Origin of the sequence: Pseudoalteromonas sp. SW0106-04, from assembly GCF_001293805.1 — a bacterium.
Classification (GTDB): domain Bacteria; phylum Pseudomonadota; class Gammaproteobacteria; order Enterobacterales; family Alteromonadaceae; genus Pseudoalteromonas; species Pseudoalteromonas ruthenica.
Window position 1 is genome coordinate 37,347 of sequence record NZ_BCAI01000013.1, and the last position, 18,959, is coordinate 56,305.

Genomic DNA, 18,959 nt, shown 5'->3' on the forward strand with positions numbered 1-18,959 from the left:
TGAACTTAGCAGCAAAAAGTTGCACCGAGGTGGCAGCTAAGAGACACTTTTGTGGCACTAAAATAACAACTAGGAACTCTAGATTATGCGTTTTCGCTCTCTAAGCGCCCTCGCGCTCGCTGTTGCTGCCTCACCGGCACTGGCAGACGAAGGTATGTGGCAACCTCACCAGCTTCCGGAATTGGAATCTGTGTTAAAGCAAAAAGGGTTAGAAATAGACCCTAAGAACATCTCTAAGCTCACCGAATTCCCGATGAATGCGGTCATCAGCTTAGGGGGCTGTACAGCCTCATTTGTGTCGCCTAAAGGTTTAGTCGTCACCAACCATCACTGTGCGTACGGCTCCATTCAATATAATTCCAGTGCCGATAACAATATTCTGGAAAACGGCTTTTTAGCGAAAAAGCCTGAACAGGAATTACCTGCCGCCCCTGGCTCTCGAGTGTATGTAACCGAGCAAGTCACTAATGTCACTGACAAAGTGAACGCCCAGTTAAACGATGATATGGATGGTAATACTCGCTACAAAGCCATCGAAAAAGCAGAAAAATCGCTGGTGGCTGAATGTGAAAAAGACGTCGGTTACCGCTGTAACGTCTATACCTTCCATGGTGGATTGGAATATTACCTGATTAAAGCACTGGAAATTAAAGATGTGCGTTTGGTTTATAACCCAGCCATGGGCATCGGTAAATATGGCGGTGATATTGATAACTGGATGTGGCCACGTCACACCGGCGACTATTCATTTTACCGTGCCTACGTCAGTAAAAACGGTCAACCTGCTGAGTACAGTGAAGATAATGTGCCGTTCACTCCAGATTCTTACCTAAAAGTCAGTGCCAAAGGCGTTAAAGAGGGTGATTTTGTGATGGTTACCGGCTACCCGGGGCGCACCAACCGTTACCGCACTGCCTCCGAAGTGGCACACCAATTTACCCACGTGTACCCTACTGCTAAAGCCTATCGTGAGCAAAGCATTGATATCATAAAGGCGCAGGCCCCTGAAGGCTCACAAGCACGTATAGCCTACGAGAGTACTTTGGCTGGACTTGCTAATTATGCGAAAAACTATGGTGGCATGATTGACTCCTATCAAAACACTGATATGCAAACACGCAAAGATGCTTTGGCGCAAAAACTTGCGACTTGGATCAAGGCGGACAGCGCGCGTCAGTCGCGCTACGGCGATACCCTTACCCAGCTCAATGAGCTGGTAAAGCAATCGCAAGCAACCAGTGAACTGGACTTGATTTTAGGCTACATGGGCCGCAGTGCCATGCTCTCTAGTGCGCAGCGTTTATACCGTCTAGCCAATGAGAAACAATTGCCTGATGCTGAGCGTGAGCCTGGCTACCAACAGCGCGATCAAGCTCGTTTTGAAGCGCGCATGACCAGCCTATCTCGTCGTTACGACGACACTGTGGATAGCGCCATCCTCGCCCACTTTATCGACCTTTATGCACAACTGCCGCAAGCGCAGCGTATTGCGTCTTTAGATAAAGCCTTGGGAATTAATAAGGGGTATGACCGCGAGGCCATGCGCCAGCGCATCGACTCTTGGTATGCCAAGACCGAGCTTAACGAACAGCAAGCTCGCATCGATTGGATGGACAAATCAGTATCAGAGTTCAAACAAAGCGACGATCCGTTCTTGGCAATCGCTGTAGCCACCTATGATGATATGCGCAGCCGAGAAAAGGCGAAAAAGGCGCTCAGCGGTGAATTGGCTAAAGTACGTCCGCAATATATGGCGGCCATTATTGCCTTTTATCAAGAGCAAGGGTTACCCGTCTATGCCGATGCCAATAGCACCTTACGCGTGACTTATGGCACAGTGAAAGGCTACTCACCTAAAGACGCGCTGACCTATACGCCGTTTACAACCTTAGAGGGCATCGCACAAAAGTACACTGGCGAGGCGCCTTTTGATGCACCGAAAAAGCAAATGCAGCTAATTGCCGACAAACAATATGGTGAATACCAAATGTCGTCGCTTGGCTCAGTGCCGGTCAACTTTTTAAGCACCGTTGATACCACAGGTGGTAACTCAGGCTCACCGACATTAAATGGTAAAGCTGAATTAGTCGGCCTGCTGTTTGACGGTGTAAGTGAAAGTATTATCGGTGATTGGGACTATGATCCTAACCTCAACCGCTCCATTCATGTAGACACTCGCTATATGCTGTGGGTCATGGAGCATGTGGATAACGCCGATAACCTACTTGCTGAAATGGATATCGTTCGATAATTTGCAGTGAAATTATTTTTACTCATAAGCGCCTTCGGGCGCTTTTTTGATCGCCCCTTGAAACATCCCCGTAATGTATAAGATTCAAGCTGTTAGACAATTGGTGATTTACATTTACATTTTTGCTTCTAAACTAGTGTAAGTGATATGGGGCCTATTTTAGTTAGTCTACAAACCACCTTTTTTGTGCGCTGGCACGCAGGGTAACTCACATAGGTCTAAGCTCTAAGGGCATTATGACAATAACTAGAGGTATGCATGAGTGAACATCATGATAAGTATAGTATAGAAAATACCGACTACACCGTCGGCCAGGACAACGTGCAAAAATGGGGGTTTGATGTCCATAACCCTGTTTTTGGCGTGAGTGCTGGCCTTATTTTGGTGTTTTTAATCGCCATTTTAGTGACCGACCCGGCCACCGCCAAAGGGGCACTAGATGGTATCAAATGGGATATTATCGGCAACTTTGACGCCTTGTTTATGTGGGCGGCGAACATTTTTGTCATCTTCTGTTTAGCATTAATCGTCTCTCCTTACGGAAATATCCGCTTAGGTGGTGAAAGCGCCAGACCAACTCACTCACGTATTTCTTGGTTAGCGATGTTATTTGCAGCCGGTATGGGGATTGGCTTGATGTTTTGGGGCGTCGCAGAGCCGGTTGCCTATTTCACAGGCTGGTATGAAACTCCCCTTGGTGTTGAAGCAAACACACCCGAAGCAGCTAAGGTCGCTATGGGGGCAACCATGTTCCATTGGGGTTTACACCCTTGGGCTATCTATGCAGTTGTCGCATTATCTTTAGCTTTCTTCGCCTACAATAAGGGCTTACCTCTCTCTATTCGCTCTATTTTCTACCCGTTACTGGGCGATCGCGCTTGGGGCTGGCCTGGTCACATCATTGATATTTTAGCTGTTCTTGCGACTTTATTCGGTCTTGCTACCTCATTGGGTTTAGGCGCCCAACAAGCCTCTGCAGGGATTAACCATGTGTTTGGCAGCGATGGCGATATTGGCATGCAAGTGGCCGTTATCGCGGGCGTTACCTTGTTAGCTATTGTCTCAGTAGTGCGCGGTATCGATGGCGGCGTAAAACTGCTCAGTAACGTTAATATGGCCATCGCCTTTGCATTATTGGTGTTTGTTGGTTTGGTGGGTTTTGCCGCAGCAATGGGCAATGTGCCTAATACCATTATGGGATATATTGAAAACATTATTCCACTTAGTAATCCGCACGGTCGCGAAGACGAAGCCTGGCTCCATGGTTGGACTGTGTTCTACTGGGCATGGTGGATTTCTTGGTCACCGTTTGTTGGCATGTTCATCGCGCGTGTATCCGAAGGCCGTACAATTCGTGAATTCTTAACTGCTGTACTGCTGATCCCGACGCTCGTTACCGTATTGTGGATGTCTATCTACGGTGGTATTGCTATCGAACAAGTTATTGATGGGGTTGGTACCTTAGGTGAGAAAGGTTTGACTGAGGTTCCGCTGGCGATGTTCCAGATGTTTGAACAACTGCCTATGGCAAGTGTTCTTTCTTTTATCGCCATTGTTTTAGTATTGGTATTTTTCATCACCTCATCTGACTCTGGCTCTTTGGTTATCGACTCGATTACCGCCGGCGGTAAAGTAGATGCGCCTGTTCCTCAGCGTATATTCTGGGCAACCGTGGAAGGTGCCATTGCCGCTGCACTGCTATGGATTGGTGGTACTGAGGCCATAGAGGCGCTGCAAGCCGGCGCTATATCCACAGGCCTCCCCTTTACCATTGTGCTATTGCTAATGTGTGTAAGCTTAATTTTAGGCCTGCGCACCGAGCCCCGCCCTGGTAAATAGTTAACCTTAATCTAAGTAAAACGCCGCAATATTGCGGCGTTTTTTATATCTATTTTTTATATCTAGGGTATCACTTCCATAACTGCGACAACGGTGTGTCAGGGCGATAATGATAACGCAACTGCGCTTGCAGTAATTCGGCGGTCGCAAGGGCATCTGTCAATGCATTATGACCCTGATAAGCCGGCAGGTTATAGCGCAGCCGAGTGTCCCCCAAGCGCAAAGAGCCTATCTTATCTTTAAATAGGCGACCTAATAAGCCACGACGCGCTAATAACGCTTGATGCTCAACATCCATAGTGTCAATCAACGCAAACTCTATCCCCTCACCTATGCGACGCTCTAATGCATTGAAGAAGAACGGCCGCTCAATCGCATGGTAGTGAACCACTGCTACATGCCCGGCGAGAGCCTCAAGTACAGGCGCTAATACGGCGGTTAAATCCGGAGCATTAGCAATTTCAGAATGGGTAATACCGTGAATAACAATGGACGATTCTGCCAGTTGCTGACTTGGCTTAACCAACCAATGCCCCGATCGTTGGCAATAAATGCGATGCCAACTAAACGGCACCACACCAATACTGACAATATCATCGTTACGAGCATCTAAACCTGTGGTTTCAAAATCTAAAGCCGCAAATGGCACATGTTCTAAAGGGGTATCTCCAGCGGGGATACCAGCTTGATAAAACTGCCTCAGTTGCGGCGACTGGCATTGTTTCGCTAGTGCTTGATAACGCGATGGCCAATCAAGCAAAGACGCTTTGTTAGCCATTACTTCAACCCAGCGCCGTTTTGATAGCGGAATTTTAAGAAGCTTTGTGCTTTTTCTAAAATCGCAAAAGCCTCTTTGAGGTTTCGTTGCTCAAAAGGCGATAGCAAATGCGGGTCTAGGTGGTTGTCCGGTGCTTCGCCTTGCTCTATTTGCCATGCTTGGTGACGAATACGGGTCATGGCAATGTATTCAAGTGCATCGCGCAGATCCTGTGCCTTGCCTTCAGGCAATAGCTTCGCTTCAATAATATCTTCTAGGCGTTCAAAAGAGTTTTGCTTACGCGAGCTGACCGCTAAGGCATGGACCCGCACCACGTCAGTCAACGGCGCTGTACCACGGCGTTTAAGGTTAATTGAGCGCTTGTGTTCACCATCATGTTCGAGTACGAACCCTTTAAAAAACCCCAGTGGCGGAGTTCTATTTCGCGCATTGGAGGCGATATTGGCAAGGAAGCGACGATTTGCTTTGGCTTCTTTAGCAATAAAGGATTTTAGTGCGTCGGCCCATTTAGTTTTGCCCCACACGCCATCGAGGTCAAAAAAGATAGAGCAATGCAGTAGCGCCTGAGGTTTAGGCTCGGCTATCCACGAGGCAAATGTGTCTCGCCACTGCGAGCGTTTAAGGCGCCATTTTTTAAACGATGCCATAATTTCACCGTCGCAATAGCTGTACCCGCACGCAGCGAGCCCATCACAAACAAAGTCCGCTAGCGCTTGAAAGTACTCGTCATGCTGCGCTTCATCAAAGCTGTCATCGAGAATAATGGCATTGTCTTGGTCCGTCACTATCAATTGTTCATCTCGCGCCATTGAACCTAACGCGATAAAACAATAAGGGATAGGAGGAGGCCCTAGCTTTTCTTCTGCTAATGCTAACAGCCGCTGTTTAAACGTACGACCAATCACCGCCATAGCTGTGCCTATCATGTGTGAATTGGCATCTTCATTAACCATACGCACAAATACAGAGGGCAATTGCCGAGCATAATGAGTGAGGTCTTCAACGCTTTGCTGCGCAAGGATACCGCGCACTAATAATAGGCTGCTTTGCGACTCATAGCGCAAAATATCAGAAAGTGAAATGACACCGATTGGCCGACGTTTATGCAATACCGGCAAATGGTGCAAGTTATCACGCAGCATCGCTAACACGGCTTCAAAGACATAGTCATTGGCATCTAACAGCGTAAGGTTAGTTGACATAACTTGCTCAGCAGCAATAGCTAAAGAATGCCCCTGCGCCACAACCTTAGTGCGTATATCGCGATCTGTAATAATACCCACGACTTGTCCATCATCTTCTTCTGGGTCATCGCTAAGAGGCTTGTTGGCATCAGTGACCAACACACTGGATACGCTCTCTTGGGTCATCAAAGCCGCAACCTCCTGCACACTGGCAGTGGTGCTTACAGTAACCACATCACGATGTAATAACACCTTGAGTTTGGCGGTAGTCAAATCATTACTATCAGCTTGCTCAACAACGGCTTGGTGCAAACGAACATTGCCATCTGCTTCAAAATAATCCGCAAATGGCTCAAATTTATCGCAATAGTCACTAAATAACTCAACACTAATGCAATACACCAGCGTGTCTTCCATTGCTTTGACGGGAAAGCGCACTTTGCGGTTCATCAATAAGCCCATTTGGCCAAAGATCCCCCCTTCGTCCATACGGTTGTACAAGTCCCCATTGCGCCGATACGACTCCACTGAGCCACTGCGGATCACGTACAAATCGGAAATGTCATCGCCATAATTGAGAATGTCAGAGCCGGCGCGAAAATACGCTACCTCGACCTGTTGAGCAAGATTATTAAGGGCATCTTCGGGGAGATCGTCAAAGGGTGGATGGGCACTCAAAAATTGTGCAATTTCGATTTGCTCAGCTTGCATAGTGCTGCCTTTAAAGGTGCTAATATACTGAGCTTAATACAAAATTGCTGAAAAAAAAATGTCCGCACCGGGTGCGGACATTTAATTATTAATGCGCTTGTTCTAATTCCTGCGCCAGTTGTTTGCTTTCATCACCTCGTGGCGAGGTGAAACGCGCCAGTCCTAAGTAAATCACCGGAGTGAGGAATAAGGTAAATAGCACCGCTAACGCCAAACCGCCGAAGACCACCCAACCGATGGCATTGCGCGCTTCCGCCCCTGCACCGGTGGATAAAATCAGCGGTAAGGCCCCCAATAAGGTGGACACTAAGGTCATCGCAATGGGACGTAAACGCACCAGCGCAGCACGCTCAACCGCCTCTCGCACAGGGTGTCCTCGGTCACGCAGTTGGTCGGCAAATTCCACCAACAAGATTGCGTTCTTAGCAATCAAGCCAATCAGCATCACTAAACCAATCTGCGAATAAATATTCAGCGATGTACCGGTTAGATACAGAGCTAAAATCGCCGACGTGATACCGAAAGGCACTGTGATCATCACCACCACAGCACTGTTAACACTTTCGAATTGCGCTGCCAGTACCAATAACACAATGACAAAGGCCAAGACATAGGTCATCAGTACTTCATTAGCCGTTTCTTCAAAGGTCAATGCCTCGCCTTTGAATGCCAAAGTGATGCCACTGGGCAAGTGCTGCTGCGATAAGTCTCGCAACTGCTCAACAAGCTGCGCCATTGGCATTTCCGGTGGCAGCTCCATATCCATTTCTATGGCGCGGCGCTGCGCATGGCGCTCAAGCTCTGCAGCCACCCCCTCTTCGCTGATATTAGCAACGGAGCTCAACGGCACCAATTGACCATTGCTGGCACCAACATACAGATTTGCTAGGTCGCTAGGAGAATTGATAGTACGATTTTGTGCTTGCAGCATAATCGGGATGGATTGGTCACCGACATTTAAATCCGCCACGTCGTCGCCATTGATGGCTGCGCGTAAGGTGATGGCAATGTCACTTAGATCAACACCCAGCTCTTGTGCACGACGGCGATCGATATTAACTCGCAGCTGCGGCTGCGAGGGCTGATAAGAAATGCGTACTGGCGCCACTTGTGGGATAGCCTTTTCCACTTCAGCGGCGAATTGTTGGGCAGCAATAAAAATTTGCTCATAATCTTGGCCCAATAATGCCAGCTCGACCCCACCTCCTTGACCGCGCAGGTTCAAACTATTAGAACCAAAAGCGCGCGCAGGTGCACCGGGTATATCGCCTAATGGCCCGCGAATTTTGTTAATAATTTCCTGCTGGCTAAAATGACGCTCATCCCAATGCTTTAATGGCACAGTGATAAAGGTAATATTCGGATCCCACTGCCCAACCACGGTGTAGATAGATTCAATTTCGCCACTTTCGACGTAAGGCAACAGAATATCTTCCATTTCCTTGGCTTGACGGTCCATAAAATTGAGACCGACACCATCAGGCCCACGAGCAAAAATACGAATTTTACCTCTGTCTTCACTCGGTAAAAGCTCATTCTCTAGTTGTGTATACAGTGCCCCCGACGCCACTGCCACCAAAGCACAGGCAATTAACGTAAGCCAAGCATGGTTAAGGACTTTGTGGATACACCACTTGTAAACATTAGCCAGCGCCTGCCCTACTTTGCCAAACACATGTTTGCCGCCGCTTTTTAATTTTAGTTTCGATGTCAAAGCAGGCACTAAGGACAACGCCACAAAGCTGGATATAATGACTGCCCCGGCTAATACACCACCAAATTCACGAAATAATTTTCCTGCCGTAGAGGGCAAAAATGCGATGGGTACGAAAACAGCGGCTAACACGGCGGTTGTTGCCACCACGGCAAAGAACACCTCGCGCGTTCCCACTACAGCAGCCGCACGACGCCCAAGGCCCAAGCTTCGTTGGCGCTGAATATTTTCACTGACAACAATGGCATCATCGACTATCAACCCGGTCGCTAATACCAAGGCCAGCAAGGTTAAAATATTAATAGAAAAGCCCAGTGCCCAAATCAGCGCTAACGACCCCACCAGCGCCACAGGAATGGCGAAGGCCGGAACTAAGGTGGCACGCCATGAACCAATAAACACCCATAAGGTAATGACCACCAAAATGACGGTGAGCACCAAAGAATTCAACACCTCATCCACTGAGCTGCGGATAAACTGAGCATCATCCGAGGTCAGTGTGAAAGTCATCTCAGGGAAACGCTCACGCATTTGAGTTAATAGCGATAGCACTTCATCAGAAATTTCGATGGTATTAGATTGGGCTTGGCGGATTACTTCCATGCCTATTACAGGCTGGCCATCTAAGCGCACCATGGAGCGTGGGTCGGCCGGGCCAAAATAGACCGCTGCGATATCAGCAATGCGGGTATCATCGCCGACGATAATATCACCCACCTGCTCGGCGGTGACCGAAGTGGCATCGGCGCGCACGATTAATTGCTGATCATTCGATTTTAAACTCCCCGCCGGCACATCAAAGGGCGCTTGGCGCAGGGCATCAGCAACATCGGGGACAGTCAGGTTAAAGCTGCTCAGTTTAAGTGGGTCGATACGCACTCGCAGCACCCGCTCTCGGTCGCCATTGAGGCGTACATCAGCGACACCGGGAATGGTCAGAAATTGCGGTGCTAAATCAGTCTCAACTCGCTCTGTTAGCGCTTCCAAGGACAACGCCTCACTGCTGACCGTCAATGACACCACCGCCTCAGCGTCATTATCGGCTTTGATTATTGAGACACGCTCGACCTCTTCAGGGAGTTCGCGTTGAACCCGTGCCACCGATTCTCGCGTTTCGTTCGCGGCATCATCAAGGTTCACACCTGGGCGAAACTCGACCACGATACGAGAACTCCCTTCCTCACTTTGTGCACGAATTGACTTTACGCCACTTACGCGGGCTACTGCGCCCTCAAGCTTGCTCGTCACTTCCGTATCGACCGTTTCCGGAGAGCCACCAGGGAAAGACGCTGACACAGTAATGCGAGGGCGGTCGACATCGGGTAGCTCACGCACTTCGACGCCAGCAATAGCGGCAATGCCGGCGATAATAATGAGTAGGTTGAGTACCACAATGAGGACTGGCCGGCGAATCGCCATCGACGGTAAGTCTTGGATATGGGCAGATGTTTGCTCGCTCATCACTTACTCCTTGCGTGCCAACGCGGGTTGCTCAAAGCGCACGCTTTGCTGAGGTCGCAAGCTTTGTACCCCTTCTACTATGAGGTAATCACCGGCATTTAAATCACCGCTTACGAGCAACCGCCCGGATAACCGTTGTGCTATTTTCACATCAACGCGAGTGGCTTTGTTATCGACGCTTTTCCACACATAAGGGCCCGTTGCCCCCCATAACAGAGCGGCTTCTGGGACAACCGAATAAGCCTGCCCTTGCATGTTTAGATTGACACGAAAACCCATGCCCGGGATAAACTGTTCATTGTCGTTGGCTATTTTTGCTTTGACACGAATGGTGCGGTTTTGCGCATCGATTCGTGAGTCCATGTAAGCGATATCGGCACTGAGTTGTTTTTGCGTGTGCCATGGTACCACGGTGACACTGGCACCATCGCGCAGCATAGGCACAGCTGCTTCTGGGGCTTTAAAGTTAATGTACAAGGCACTGATATCATCAATACTCGCAATCGCGGTTTGCTCGGTGATGCGATCGCCGACTTCCACGTCGGTCAGCCCCATTACTCCACTGAAAGGAGCGCGCACTTGACGGTCTTGCAACTCTGCTTTTGCCACTTGCAGCGCCACTTTGGCTAAGTCTCGCTGCGTCAGCGCATCGTCACGTTCGCTTTTAGGGATAGCACCTTTAGCGAAGCTGTCTTCTAAGCGTTTTAATGTTCGCTCTGCATCAGCTAATTGTATTTGCGCTTCTTGAAGCGCCGCGCTTTGCAAGCGTGAATCAAGCTCCAATAGCAAGTCGCCAGCCTGCACTTCATCCCCAGGCTGAAAATACACACCGGTGACGCGGTCCCCCACTGCTGGGTAAAGCACGACCGAGCGAATCGCCTCCGTACTGCCGACCGCCTGAACTTGCTGCTGTGCTCGCTCTTGGCTTACGGCATTGACGACCACACGCTTGCCCTCAGCGGCCAGCGCATTGCTAGATACTATGAAACTACAAATTAATGCACAAAATACCTGCTTCAAGGAACTCCACCTTCATTATTGTTGTTGGCCACAACCATTGGCCGCTTTAAATTAATACTCTGTGTACGTAGTGTAACAGCTCTGTGATCAGCCTTGACGCTAAGCTCGGTCAGTGACCACTGTAATGCGACTAATCGCTTCCCCTTTTTGGGAAATACAATACATAGCGTTATTTAATCACACATAGCTGCAGACTCATGCTGACTTTGCATATCTTTACTTTGTGGATAATCAAGGGGTGGTTGTTAGGCTCGACACCGGGTGGATGCGGAAATAAACGCTACTTTGAGCCAATAACTTAGCTCAAAGCACGTCCTCTTTTGTCACTGGCTTTTGCGCCGCTATCTCCTGCGCTTGTTGCTTATCTTGTGCATCTGCGTTTATTCCCTGCTGCTGGTGGCCCTGCTGCGGGGAGAAAGTAAGTGAAGCGTACAATGGGAAATGATCTGAGCCAATATTAGGCAGTGGCCGAATCTCATTTAAGGTGAAATGGCGAGAGTGAAATAAGTGATCCAACGGCCAGCGCACCAAGGGGTAATCAGCATGAAAGGTATTAAATAACCCGCGACCTATACGCGGGTCTAACAGACCGCTGACTTTTCTAAATAACCGTGTAGTACGCGACCAAGCGACATCGTTTAGGTCGCCGGTTATAAGCGTCGGTATCGATTGCTCAGCCACACGTCGAGCCACCACCAATAATTCAGCATCACGGGGAGTAGAATGGCTATTTTCAGTGGGGCTCGGTGGCGCTGGATGAAGGAAATGCACCCGCACTTTGTTCCCTGAGCGCAGTACCAAGTCGCCATGAATAGATGGCACATCATCCTCGACTAAATAACGTATTTCACTGTTTTCTATGGCTAAGCGCGAATAAACATGCATACCATAGAGGTTATCCAGCGGACATTTTATACTGTGCGGTCTTTGCGTTAACAACACATCCAGTTGGTCCTGCCACCATTGGTCAGACTCCAAAGTGATCACCACGTCGGGGTTATGTTCATGAATAAGCGCAAGCAGAGCTTTGCTATTGCGGTTGGTCATGAGCACGTTAGAAACCAAAATACTTAGGCTGTTGTCACTATCTTGGCTCTGACAACTATGCACTTCTTTACGCCACACTGGCGTATACGGTAACACCCACCATAATTGCCATAGCAAGCAACCGAGCGTCGCAGTGACCATGAGCCAAGATGCAATGCCTGCAAAAGAAAGAAAGTATGCTTGCAGTATTAGTAAAAGAGTCGCGATGGCCGCAAACTGTAAACGCGGGAAATCAAAACCCCGAACACTCCAATGACCGATAGGTAATAGGGGTAAACAGGTCGCTAAAACGAGAAACACAGTGACTGCCCCAAGCGCCTCAAACATGGCCTTTCCTTCTAATTGTTTTAATTCGGCTTTGCGCCCTGCACAGCTTTTTATAAAAGCACATAAGCTTATGAAAAAAAAGTGCGTTGTATATAGTTGATGGTGATAGGTAGGTCGTTGTAGTCGTCACGACGATAAAGACTGCTCATTGATTAATAGGCTCTTTACTTTATGTGCTTTTTCAAAATGATCGAGCCGATGGGTGTGAATCCACCAAGTAGCCGCCTCCATCAGCAGCTCTGGGTCGTCATTTTTATTTTTGAAAAAAGCGTAGAAAGATAACCCTACCTGCTCTCCTTTGCGCGCTATTTGTTGCTCGCATTTAGCTATCATCGTGCTGCGTAGTGTCGCTCTCATTATCCTTGCTCTTTAAAACGAAAAAGGAAGTGTTAAACACTCCCTTTTCGGTGGCTAATTATTTGCTCGCAGCGCGTTGCTGTTCTTTGAGCTTTTGCTTTTGCTCTTTGCGCTTTTGTAGCATTTCTTGGGCCTCATGGCCAATATGACCCTCACCACGCTGCTTCGCCAAGTCAATTTGCTTTTGACGCTCTGCAAAACGTTGGCGCTGCTCTTCGCTCAAACTGTCATGACAGTGATGACAAGACACACCCTGCATGTACTGCGGCTTTTGCTTATCGTCTTCAGTAATAGGCATACGACAAGCATGACATTGGTCGTATTGACCCTTGTTTAGGTCATGATCCACAGCAACACGGTTGTCGAATACAAAGCACTCACCTTCCCACATGGTCTCTTCCTTAGGCACTTCTTCTAAGTACTTAAGAATACCGCCCTCAAGGTGGTAGACCTCTTCAAAACCCTGCTCTTTCATATAAGCTGTGGATTTTTCGCAGCGAATACCGCCAGTACAGAACATGGCTACTTTTTTGTGTTTTTTAGGGTCAAGGTTTTGCTCGGCCCAATTTGGAAATTCGCGGAACGTTTTCGTTTGCGGATCAACGGCATTTTTAAAGGTACCAATTTCTATCTCGTAATCGTTGCGGGTATCCACCAACACCACCTCAGGGTCGCTTATCAGCGCGTTCCAATCTTTGGGTTTCACATAGGTGCCCACCACTTCTCGTGGGTCGATACCTTCAACACCCATGGTGACTATTTCTTTTTTCAGCTTCACTTTGGTGCGGTAGAATGGACATTCGTCGTCAAAAGACTCTTTGGTAACGATATTAGCGAGGTTAGGTTGCTTATCAAGCCACCCAAGTAAGGCATCAATCCCTTCGCGTTTACCCGCGACCGTACCGTTGATACCCTCTTTGGCAAGCAGTAACGTACCACGTACGTCATTAGCAAGCATGACATCTAAAAGAGGTTGGCGAAGTTGTTCGAAATCAGGCAGCGCAACAAACTTATACAGCGCGCACACGACGTATTGATCAGACATAGTAACTGTTACCTTCAGTGCTTTTAAAACGAAACCGAATCGTAAATCCGGCGCAATGGTCGGCGTATTTTACTGATTGTGGTGAAAAACGCAAAATTCACTGCCAGTGAACTGTCTCATTACGTTATAATAGCGGTGGATAAACTGTAATTTTGGAGAGTTAATTTGCAATTTAGTGATTTGGGTATCGATTCTCGACTGTGTGGGCAACTAACGCATCAAGGTATTACCACGCCCACCGATATCCAAGCGCAGGCCATACCCTTGGCACTCGCTGGCCATGACTTATTTGCGCAATCAAAAACCGGGTCAGGTAAGACACTTGCCTTCTTGTTGCCTGCAGTACAACGGGTTATGAAGCAGCGGGCCCTATCAAAGCGCGACCCCCGTGTAGTAATTGTCACCCCGACTCGCGAGTTAGCGTCACAAGTATACTCACAGCTACGTTTACTGATAGCCGGAACGGCACTGTCGGGAACAAAAGTGATTGGCGGTGAGAACTTTAACGACCAAGTTAAGGCGCTGCGCAAGAATCCACATTTTGTGATTGGCACGCCAGGGCGAATTGCCGACCACCTTGATGGCCGCTCATTACAATTAGGCGGCCTGGAATTGCTCATTTTTGATGAGGCCGACCGCATCCTTGACCTCGGTTTTACCGAGCAAGTTGAGCGTATCAATGCGGCCGCAGATCATCGTCTGCGCCAAAGCCTTTTGTTTTCAGCTACTTTGGAGCACGCTCAGGTCGGTGCGCTCTCGCGTAACCTATTACGCAACCCTAAGGGCGTGACCATTAGTGCCGCCACAGATGAGCATAGCGATATCTCACAGCATCTGTATTTGGCGGATCACCTCGACCATAAAGAGGCCCTGCTTGATCACTTTATTGCCCAAGAGAATGTTGGTCAGTGTATTATTTTTACCGCCACACGAGATGATACCGAGCGCTTGTGTAACAAGCTCACGGCGCAAGGTTTTAAGGCCGTCGCTCTCGCAGGCACGCTGGCGCAAAGCAAACGGCTGGATATTATGGATGCCTTTAGCCGTGGACTATATCAAGTGTTGGTTACCACCGACGTGGCGTCACGGGGCCTCGATTTGCTTAACGTCACCCATGTAATCAATTTTGACTTGCCAAAACATGCGGAAGAATACATTCACCGTATTGGTCGTACTGGCCGCGCGGGCTTTAAAGGTCATGCCATTTCATTAGTGGGGCCGAAAGATTGGCAAAGCTACCTGGCGATAAACCAATTTATGCGCCGTCCTTTGCCGTTCAGTGAAGTTGAAGGGCTAGTCGGCAAGTTTAAAGGCTTTACTCGTCCAAAACCGCCAGCAAATACAAAGAAAAAGCCCCAGGATAAAACTAAGCCAGCAACATCTAAAAAACCTCTTGCTAAGCGCAAGAAAAGTAAACCTATGCAGGTAAAAGTGGCGCAACCCGCACCGTTTGATCCGAACAGCATGGGCGTAAAACGCAAGCCTAAAAAAAATAACGACACAGAGAGCGAATAATGAGTGAATTAGGTCAATGGCAAACGCTGTTTGTTGAGGAAGTCGCAGGCGAAGGCGCGTATTTGCGAAGCACCGAACTCGGTGAAGTCTTTTTACCGGCCTCTGAGCTGCCCGATGATTTACAACAAGGTGATAGCTTAGGCGTATTTGTCTATTTAGATAGTATGGGCCACGCCACCGCAACTCGAAAAAAACCATTAGCGCAAGTAGGCGATTTTGCTTTTTTACAAGTTAAACAAGTCAACAAAACCGGCGCCTTTTTAGATTGGGGTCTGGATAAAGACTTGTTGGTACCCTTTAACGAACAAAAACCCCGAATGCGAGAGGGAAATAGTTATTTAGTAAAGCTCTACCTGGACAATGCCTCCAAACGTATTTGTGCGTCCAGTAACCTCAATAAATTCGTCGGTCACGCAAAGCCTCGTTACCAGCTCAACGATGCCGTTGACATCATGGTGGCTGCTAAAACCGACTTAGGCTACAAAGTGATTGTCGATGATAGTCATTGGGGACTTATTTTTCATAATCGCGTACATCGTCCGCTTTACGTTGGTCAACAGCTTAACGCGTTCGTCTTGCAGTGCCGCGAAGATGACAAGCTTGATATTGTCTTAGAAAAGCAAGGGATAGCAAAGCTAGACCCGCTTAAAGAGCAAATACTGCAAGCGTTAAAAGACGGTGGTGGCGTATTGCCGCTTGGAGATAAGTCTGCGCCGGAAGCCATAAAGCGCCAGTTTGGCACCTCAAAAGCGAACTTTAAAAAGGCTATTGGCGGTCTATTTAAAGATCAACTTATTGATATAGAGGCCACACGAATCACATTAAAAACGCGACCTTAAGTCGCGTTTTTACGTAGATTAGTAGGATTGGTAACGAAGGTCATCGTAAGGCAGAGCGCAGCGTACATAACGCTTAGAATAATCAAGCAACTCTGAGCGATTACTAATACTCAATGGAGCAAGCCGAAAGATACGCCCTTCACACTCTACACGTTTAATATCATGGCCTTCCATACAGTTACCCACTGAACGCCCAGACTCCAACAGCATTGCTTCATTATTGGCGCAAATCGCATAGACACGTTTTGCCAGTGCCTCTTTCAGAGCAAATAGATCCACATCTTGGTATTCTACCTGCTCAATCAGCAGCGCCAGTGCGCGCGCATTACTTTCTGCGGTGCTCTGGCGATGATAATAATAACCTGCGGCCACGATGAGGGCTATCAGCAGAATGTATTTCACCTTAGTCTCCTAGACTCTCATTAATCTCAGTTAATACCGCAACTGGATCAGCAGCTTGCGTGATTGGACGACCAATAACCAGGTAGTCGCTGCCGCTCGCGACGGCTCGCTCTGGTGTCATTATACGTTTTTGGTCCCCGGCATCGCTTCCTGCTGGGCGGATCCCCGGTGTCACGAGTGTAAACTCTGACCCCAACTGTGATTTTAATAACTGCGCTTCTTGCGCTGAACAAACTACACCATCAAGACCAGCCTGCTGTGCAAGCTTGGCTAGATACAATACTTGTTCTTGTGGGGATTTATCAATACCTAATTGTTTTAATTGTATTTCATCCATACTGGTAAGGACGGTCACCGCAATCAGTAACGGCGCTTTGTCACCGAAAGGAGTCAATGCTGCTTTCGCCTTTTCCATCATTGCCACACCACCACTGGCATGAACATTAACCATCCATACCCCTAATTTTGCAGCCGCAGTCACCGCTTTAGCAACAGTGTTAGGAATATCATGGAATTTCAAATCGAGAAATACATCGAAGCCCAAATCCACCAATTGTTTGACAAAATCGGGACCAAACAACGTAAACATTTCTTTGCCTACTTTTAAGCGGCAAGTGCTAGGTGATAATTGCTTTACAAAAGCTAAGGCTTTGTCTTGGTCGTCATAATCTAAGGCGATCAATACTTTTTTAGAATCAACAGAGCTCATTTTTTTCCTGTTTAAAAACCATCAAGCCCACGGCTTGGCTGTATAGACTCCCAGTGTCGACATGAAGGACATAACCAGTAATGGCTATGGCTTTCAAAACCACAATGCTGACATTGATAGTCTGCCTTGGTGTCTATATATGATTGGATCAGTTTATCTATGGGGTTTAATGCCTCATCGAGTTGGGCATTTTGACCAGCCAATAATTGTAACAGAAAACGAAAGCCACGGATATTCGGCTGTTTCTTCAAGCTTTTGGTGAGAAACTCCATAGCCGCTTGGTTTTCGCCTCGTGTTAATAAATGCTGGCAATAATGAATTTTAAGAAGGACACCACCTTGCTCTACCAGCTCACTCAATAATTGCTCGAACTGTTGCTGTAAGTTTAAATGACGATAGGCGTTGGCTAGCTTATCAATCACTAACGGTGAGCAGCGGGTAAATTGAGTGACCAAGTCACGCCAATAGTGAATTGCTTGCACATAATCTTCCCGTTGATAAGCCTGTAAGCCCAGTTCATATAAGGGGCGAATACTCGGCTCGCCTACTCCTAAGGCTTGTGACATCAACTCTGTTTGCTGACTGTTAAGTGCTGCCTCACAGTAAAAATTAGCAATCGCAATACGTTGTTGGCTGTGAATGAATAAATGGGCATGACGCTGGTATAACTCAACGCCTTTTTGCCACTCTCGCGTTTGTGAGTATAAGGTGATCAACGGCTCAATAGCCTGCTGACGCTTCCCCTTAACGAGGATAAGTAGGTGCTCTTCTGCGCTATCAAGCAATCCAGCCAAGATATAGTCCTGTGCTAACTCTAAGCGACTTTCAGTGAGCTGATCTTGATTTAAGTTAGGGTGCTCAAGTAATAACTCATGAATCTTGATGGCGCGGTCAAGCTCGCCGCGCTTGCGAAATAGTGCCGCTAAGGTCAAGTAGTGCTCGACCGAGTCCGCAGAGACCTCGAGTAACTGAATGAGGTGTTCAAGGCCTTGATCCTCTTCCCTATCAAGCAGGTACTTAAGGCCTTTACTGTATTCGGCGGTGATTTTGCGATTATGTTGATGGGCTTGGTTTTTGGCACTGTTTTTACCCATTATCCAGCCGTAGCCCGCAGCTACAGGCAAGAGTAAAAACAACAGTTCAAGCATGGCTAACCGTCTTTTTCAGTGGCAGGCTCAGGGCCTATATCATTGTTGGAATCACGGGCTAGCTTGGTATTGCGTCGCTGCAAGCGGTAGTTTTGCCACTTTAACTTCGAAAACACACGGAAACTTACAAAGCAACCGACTAATAGGCCAATAACAAAACACACGCTGATAAGGGCAGCAAGTGGTAATTGAGCGCTAGCAATAAGATAATTTACTTGAACAGACTGTGGATTTTGCGAACCCAATACGAAGGCAATAAAAACACACAGTACAAAAAGAACGATTTTTACAACCTTCACTCGGTAACGACTCCGTTGTTATTATTGTATGCTCTCGTTAACGCGATCGCGCAATTCTTTGCCTGGTTTAAAATGAGGGACATATTTACCGTCTAGTTCAACGGTTTCGCCGGTTTTTGGATTTCGGCCTGTACGTGGTGCACGGTAATGAAGGGAAAAGCTACCAAAGCCGCGAATTTCGATGCGCTCGGCGCTAGAGAGCGAGCCGGCCATCTGTTCTAGAATTTCTTTTACGGCATTTTCAACATCACGTGCTTGGATGTGTGAGTGTTGTTCTGCAAGCTGTTCTATTAACTCTGACTTGGTCATAATG

The 18,959-nt window shown here is 47.9% G+C and carries 16 protein-coding genes; 4 read left to right on the forward strand and 12 right to left on the reverse strand.

All coding sequences use genetic code 11. The features are described 5' to 3' along the window. Positions 1-85: 85 nt before the first annotated feature. Together W04_RS14420 and W04_RS14425 are read left to right on the forward strand one after the other, a co-directional pair. Entirely contained in the window at positions 86-2,251 is a 2,166-nt protein-coding gene (locus W04_RS14420) for a S46 family peptidase (protein ID WP_053911316.1), read from the forward strand. 258 nt (positions 2,252-2,509) lie between these two features. After that, entirely contained in the window at positions 2,510-4,090 is a 1,581-nt protein-coding gene (locus W04_RS14425) for a BCCT family transporter (RefSeq protein ID WP_053911317.1), read from the forward strand. A 70-nt stretch (positions 4,091-4,160) separates the two neighbouring features. Here the strand turns inward: W04_RS14425 and W04_RS14430 are convergent, their stop codons facing one another. The 7 genes from W04_RS14430 to W04_RS14460 form a co-directional block, all read right to left on the reverse strand. After that, positions 4,161-4,868 carry a 3'-5' exonuclease gene (locus tag W04_RS14430; RefSeq protein ID WP_053911318.1) on the reverse strand — a complete coding sequence of 236 codons (708 nt, stop codon included), beginning with the start codon at positions 4,866-4,868 and terminating at the stop codon, positions 4,161-4,163. Next, positions 4,868-6,763: a DUF294 nucleotidyltransferase-like domain-containing protein gene (locus W04_RS14435; protein WP_053911319.1), complete on the reverse strand. Its 1,896-nt coding sequence runs from the start codon at positions 6,761-6,763 to the stop codon at positions 4,868-4,870. The genes W04_RS14430 and W04_RS14435 overlap by 1 nt, the downstream gene beginning before the upstream one ends. An 88-nt stretch (positions 6,764-6,851) precedes the next feature. Next, on the reverse strand, positions 6,852-9,938 hold the full coding sequence (locus W04_RS14440; RefSeq protein ID WP_053911320.1) for an efflux RND transporter permease subunit: 3,087 nt from the start codon (positions 9,936-9,938) through the stop codon (positions 6,852-6,854). Positions 9,939-9,941: 3 nt separating this feature from the next. Then, a complete protein-coding gene (locus W04_RS14445; protein WP_082342252.1) occupies positions 9,942-10,958 on the reverse strand; it encodes an efflux RND transporter periplasmic adaptor subunit in 1,017 nt (338 codons plus the stop codon). A gap of 303 nt (positions 10,959-11,261) precedes the next feature. Beyond that, positions 11,262-12,332, reverse strand: a complete 1,071-nt coding sequence (locus tag W04_RS14450) for an endonuclease/exonuclease/phosphatase family protein (protein ID WP_053911321.1) — start codon at positions 12,330-12,332, stop codon at positions 11,262-11,264. Positions 12,333-12,458: 126 nt separating this feature from the next. Then, a complete protein-coding gene (locus tag W04_RS14455) occupies positions 12,459-12,689 on the reverse strand; it encodes a DUF6500 family protein (protein WP_053911322.1) in 231 nt (76 codons plus the stop codon). A gap of 58 nt (positions 12,690-12,747) precedes the next feature. Then, positions 12,748-13,734: a rhodanese-related sulfurtransferase gene (locus W04_RS14460; RefSeq protein ID WP_022943844.1), complete on the reverse strand. Its 987-nt coding sequence runs from the start codon at positions 13,732-13,734 to the stop codon at positions 12,748-12,750. Between the two features lie 165 nt (positions 13,735-13,899). Here W04_RS14460 and W04_RS14465 point away from each other — a divergent pair, with 165 nt between their 5' ends. Both W04_RS14465 and W04_RS14470 read left to right on the forward strand, forming a co-directional pair. Further along, positions 13,900-15,249 carry a DEAD/DEAH box helicase gene (locus tag W04_RS14465; RefSeq protein ID WP_045978736.1) on the forward strand — a complete coding sequence of 450 codons (1,350 nt, stop codon included), beginning with the start codon at positions 13,900-13,902 and terminating at the stop codon, positions 15,247-15,249. Next, positions 15,249-16,088: a S1 RNA-binding domain-containing protein gene (locus tag W04_RS14470; RefSeq protein ID WP_045978735.1), complete on the forward strand. Its 840-nt coding sequence runs from the start codon at positions 15,249-15,251 to the stop codon at positions 16,086-16,088. The genes W04_RS14465 and W04_RS14470 overlap by 1 nt, the downstream gene beginning before the upstream one ends. A gap of 18 nt (positions 16,089-16,106) precedes the next feature. Here W04_RS14470 and W04_RS14475 read toward each other — a convergent pair whose 3' ends face one another. The 5 genes from W04_RS14475 to ihfB are packed head-to-tail and all read right to left on the reverse strand — an operon-like array spanning position 16,107 to position 18,955. Next, the gene (locus tag W04_RS14475; RefSeq protein WP_022943841.1) at positions 16,107-16,490 is read right to left on the reverse strand and encodes a hypothetical protein; all 384 of its coding nucleotides are present in this window, start codon (positions 16,488-16,490) and stop codon (positions 16,107-16,109) included. Between the two features lies 1 nt (position 16,491). Beyond that, complete coding sequence (gene pyrF, locus W04_RS14480) at positions 16,492-17,199, reverse strand: orotidine-5'-phosphate decarboxylase (protein ID WP_022943840.1); 708 nt, start codon at positions 17,197-17,199, stop codon at positions 16,492-16,494. Between the two features lie 11 nt (positions 17,200-17,210). Further along, the gene (gene lapB / locus W04_RS14485) at positions 17,211-18,347 is read right to left on the reverse strand and encodes a lipopolysaccharide assembly protein LapB (protein WP_022943839.1); all 1,137 of its coding nucleotides are present in this window, start codon (positions 18,345-18,347) and stop codon (positions 17,211-17,213) included. A gap of 2 nt (positions 18,348-18,349) precedes the next feature. After that, a complete protein-coding gene (locus W04_RS14490; protein WP_045978733.1) occupies positions 18,350-18,646 on the reverse strand; it encodes a lipopolysaccharide assembly protein LapA domain-containing protein in 297 nt (98 codons plus the stop codon). A 21-nt stretch (positions 18,647-18,667) separates the two neighbouring features. Then, positions 18,668-18,955, reverse strand: a complete 288-nt coding sequence (gene ihfB / locus W04_RS14495; protein ID WP_022943837.1) for an integration host factor subunit beta — start codon at positions 18,953-18,955, stop codon at positions 18,668-18,670. Positions 18,956-18,959: the final 4 nt, after the last annotated feature.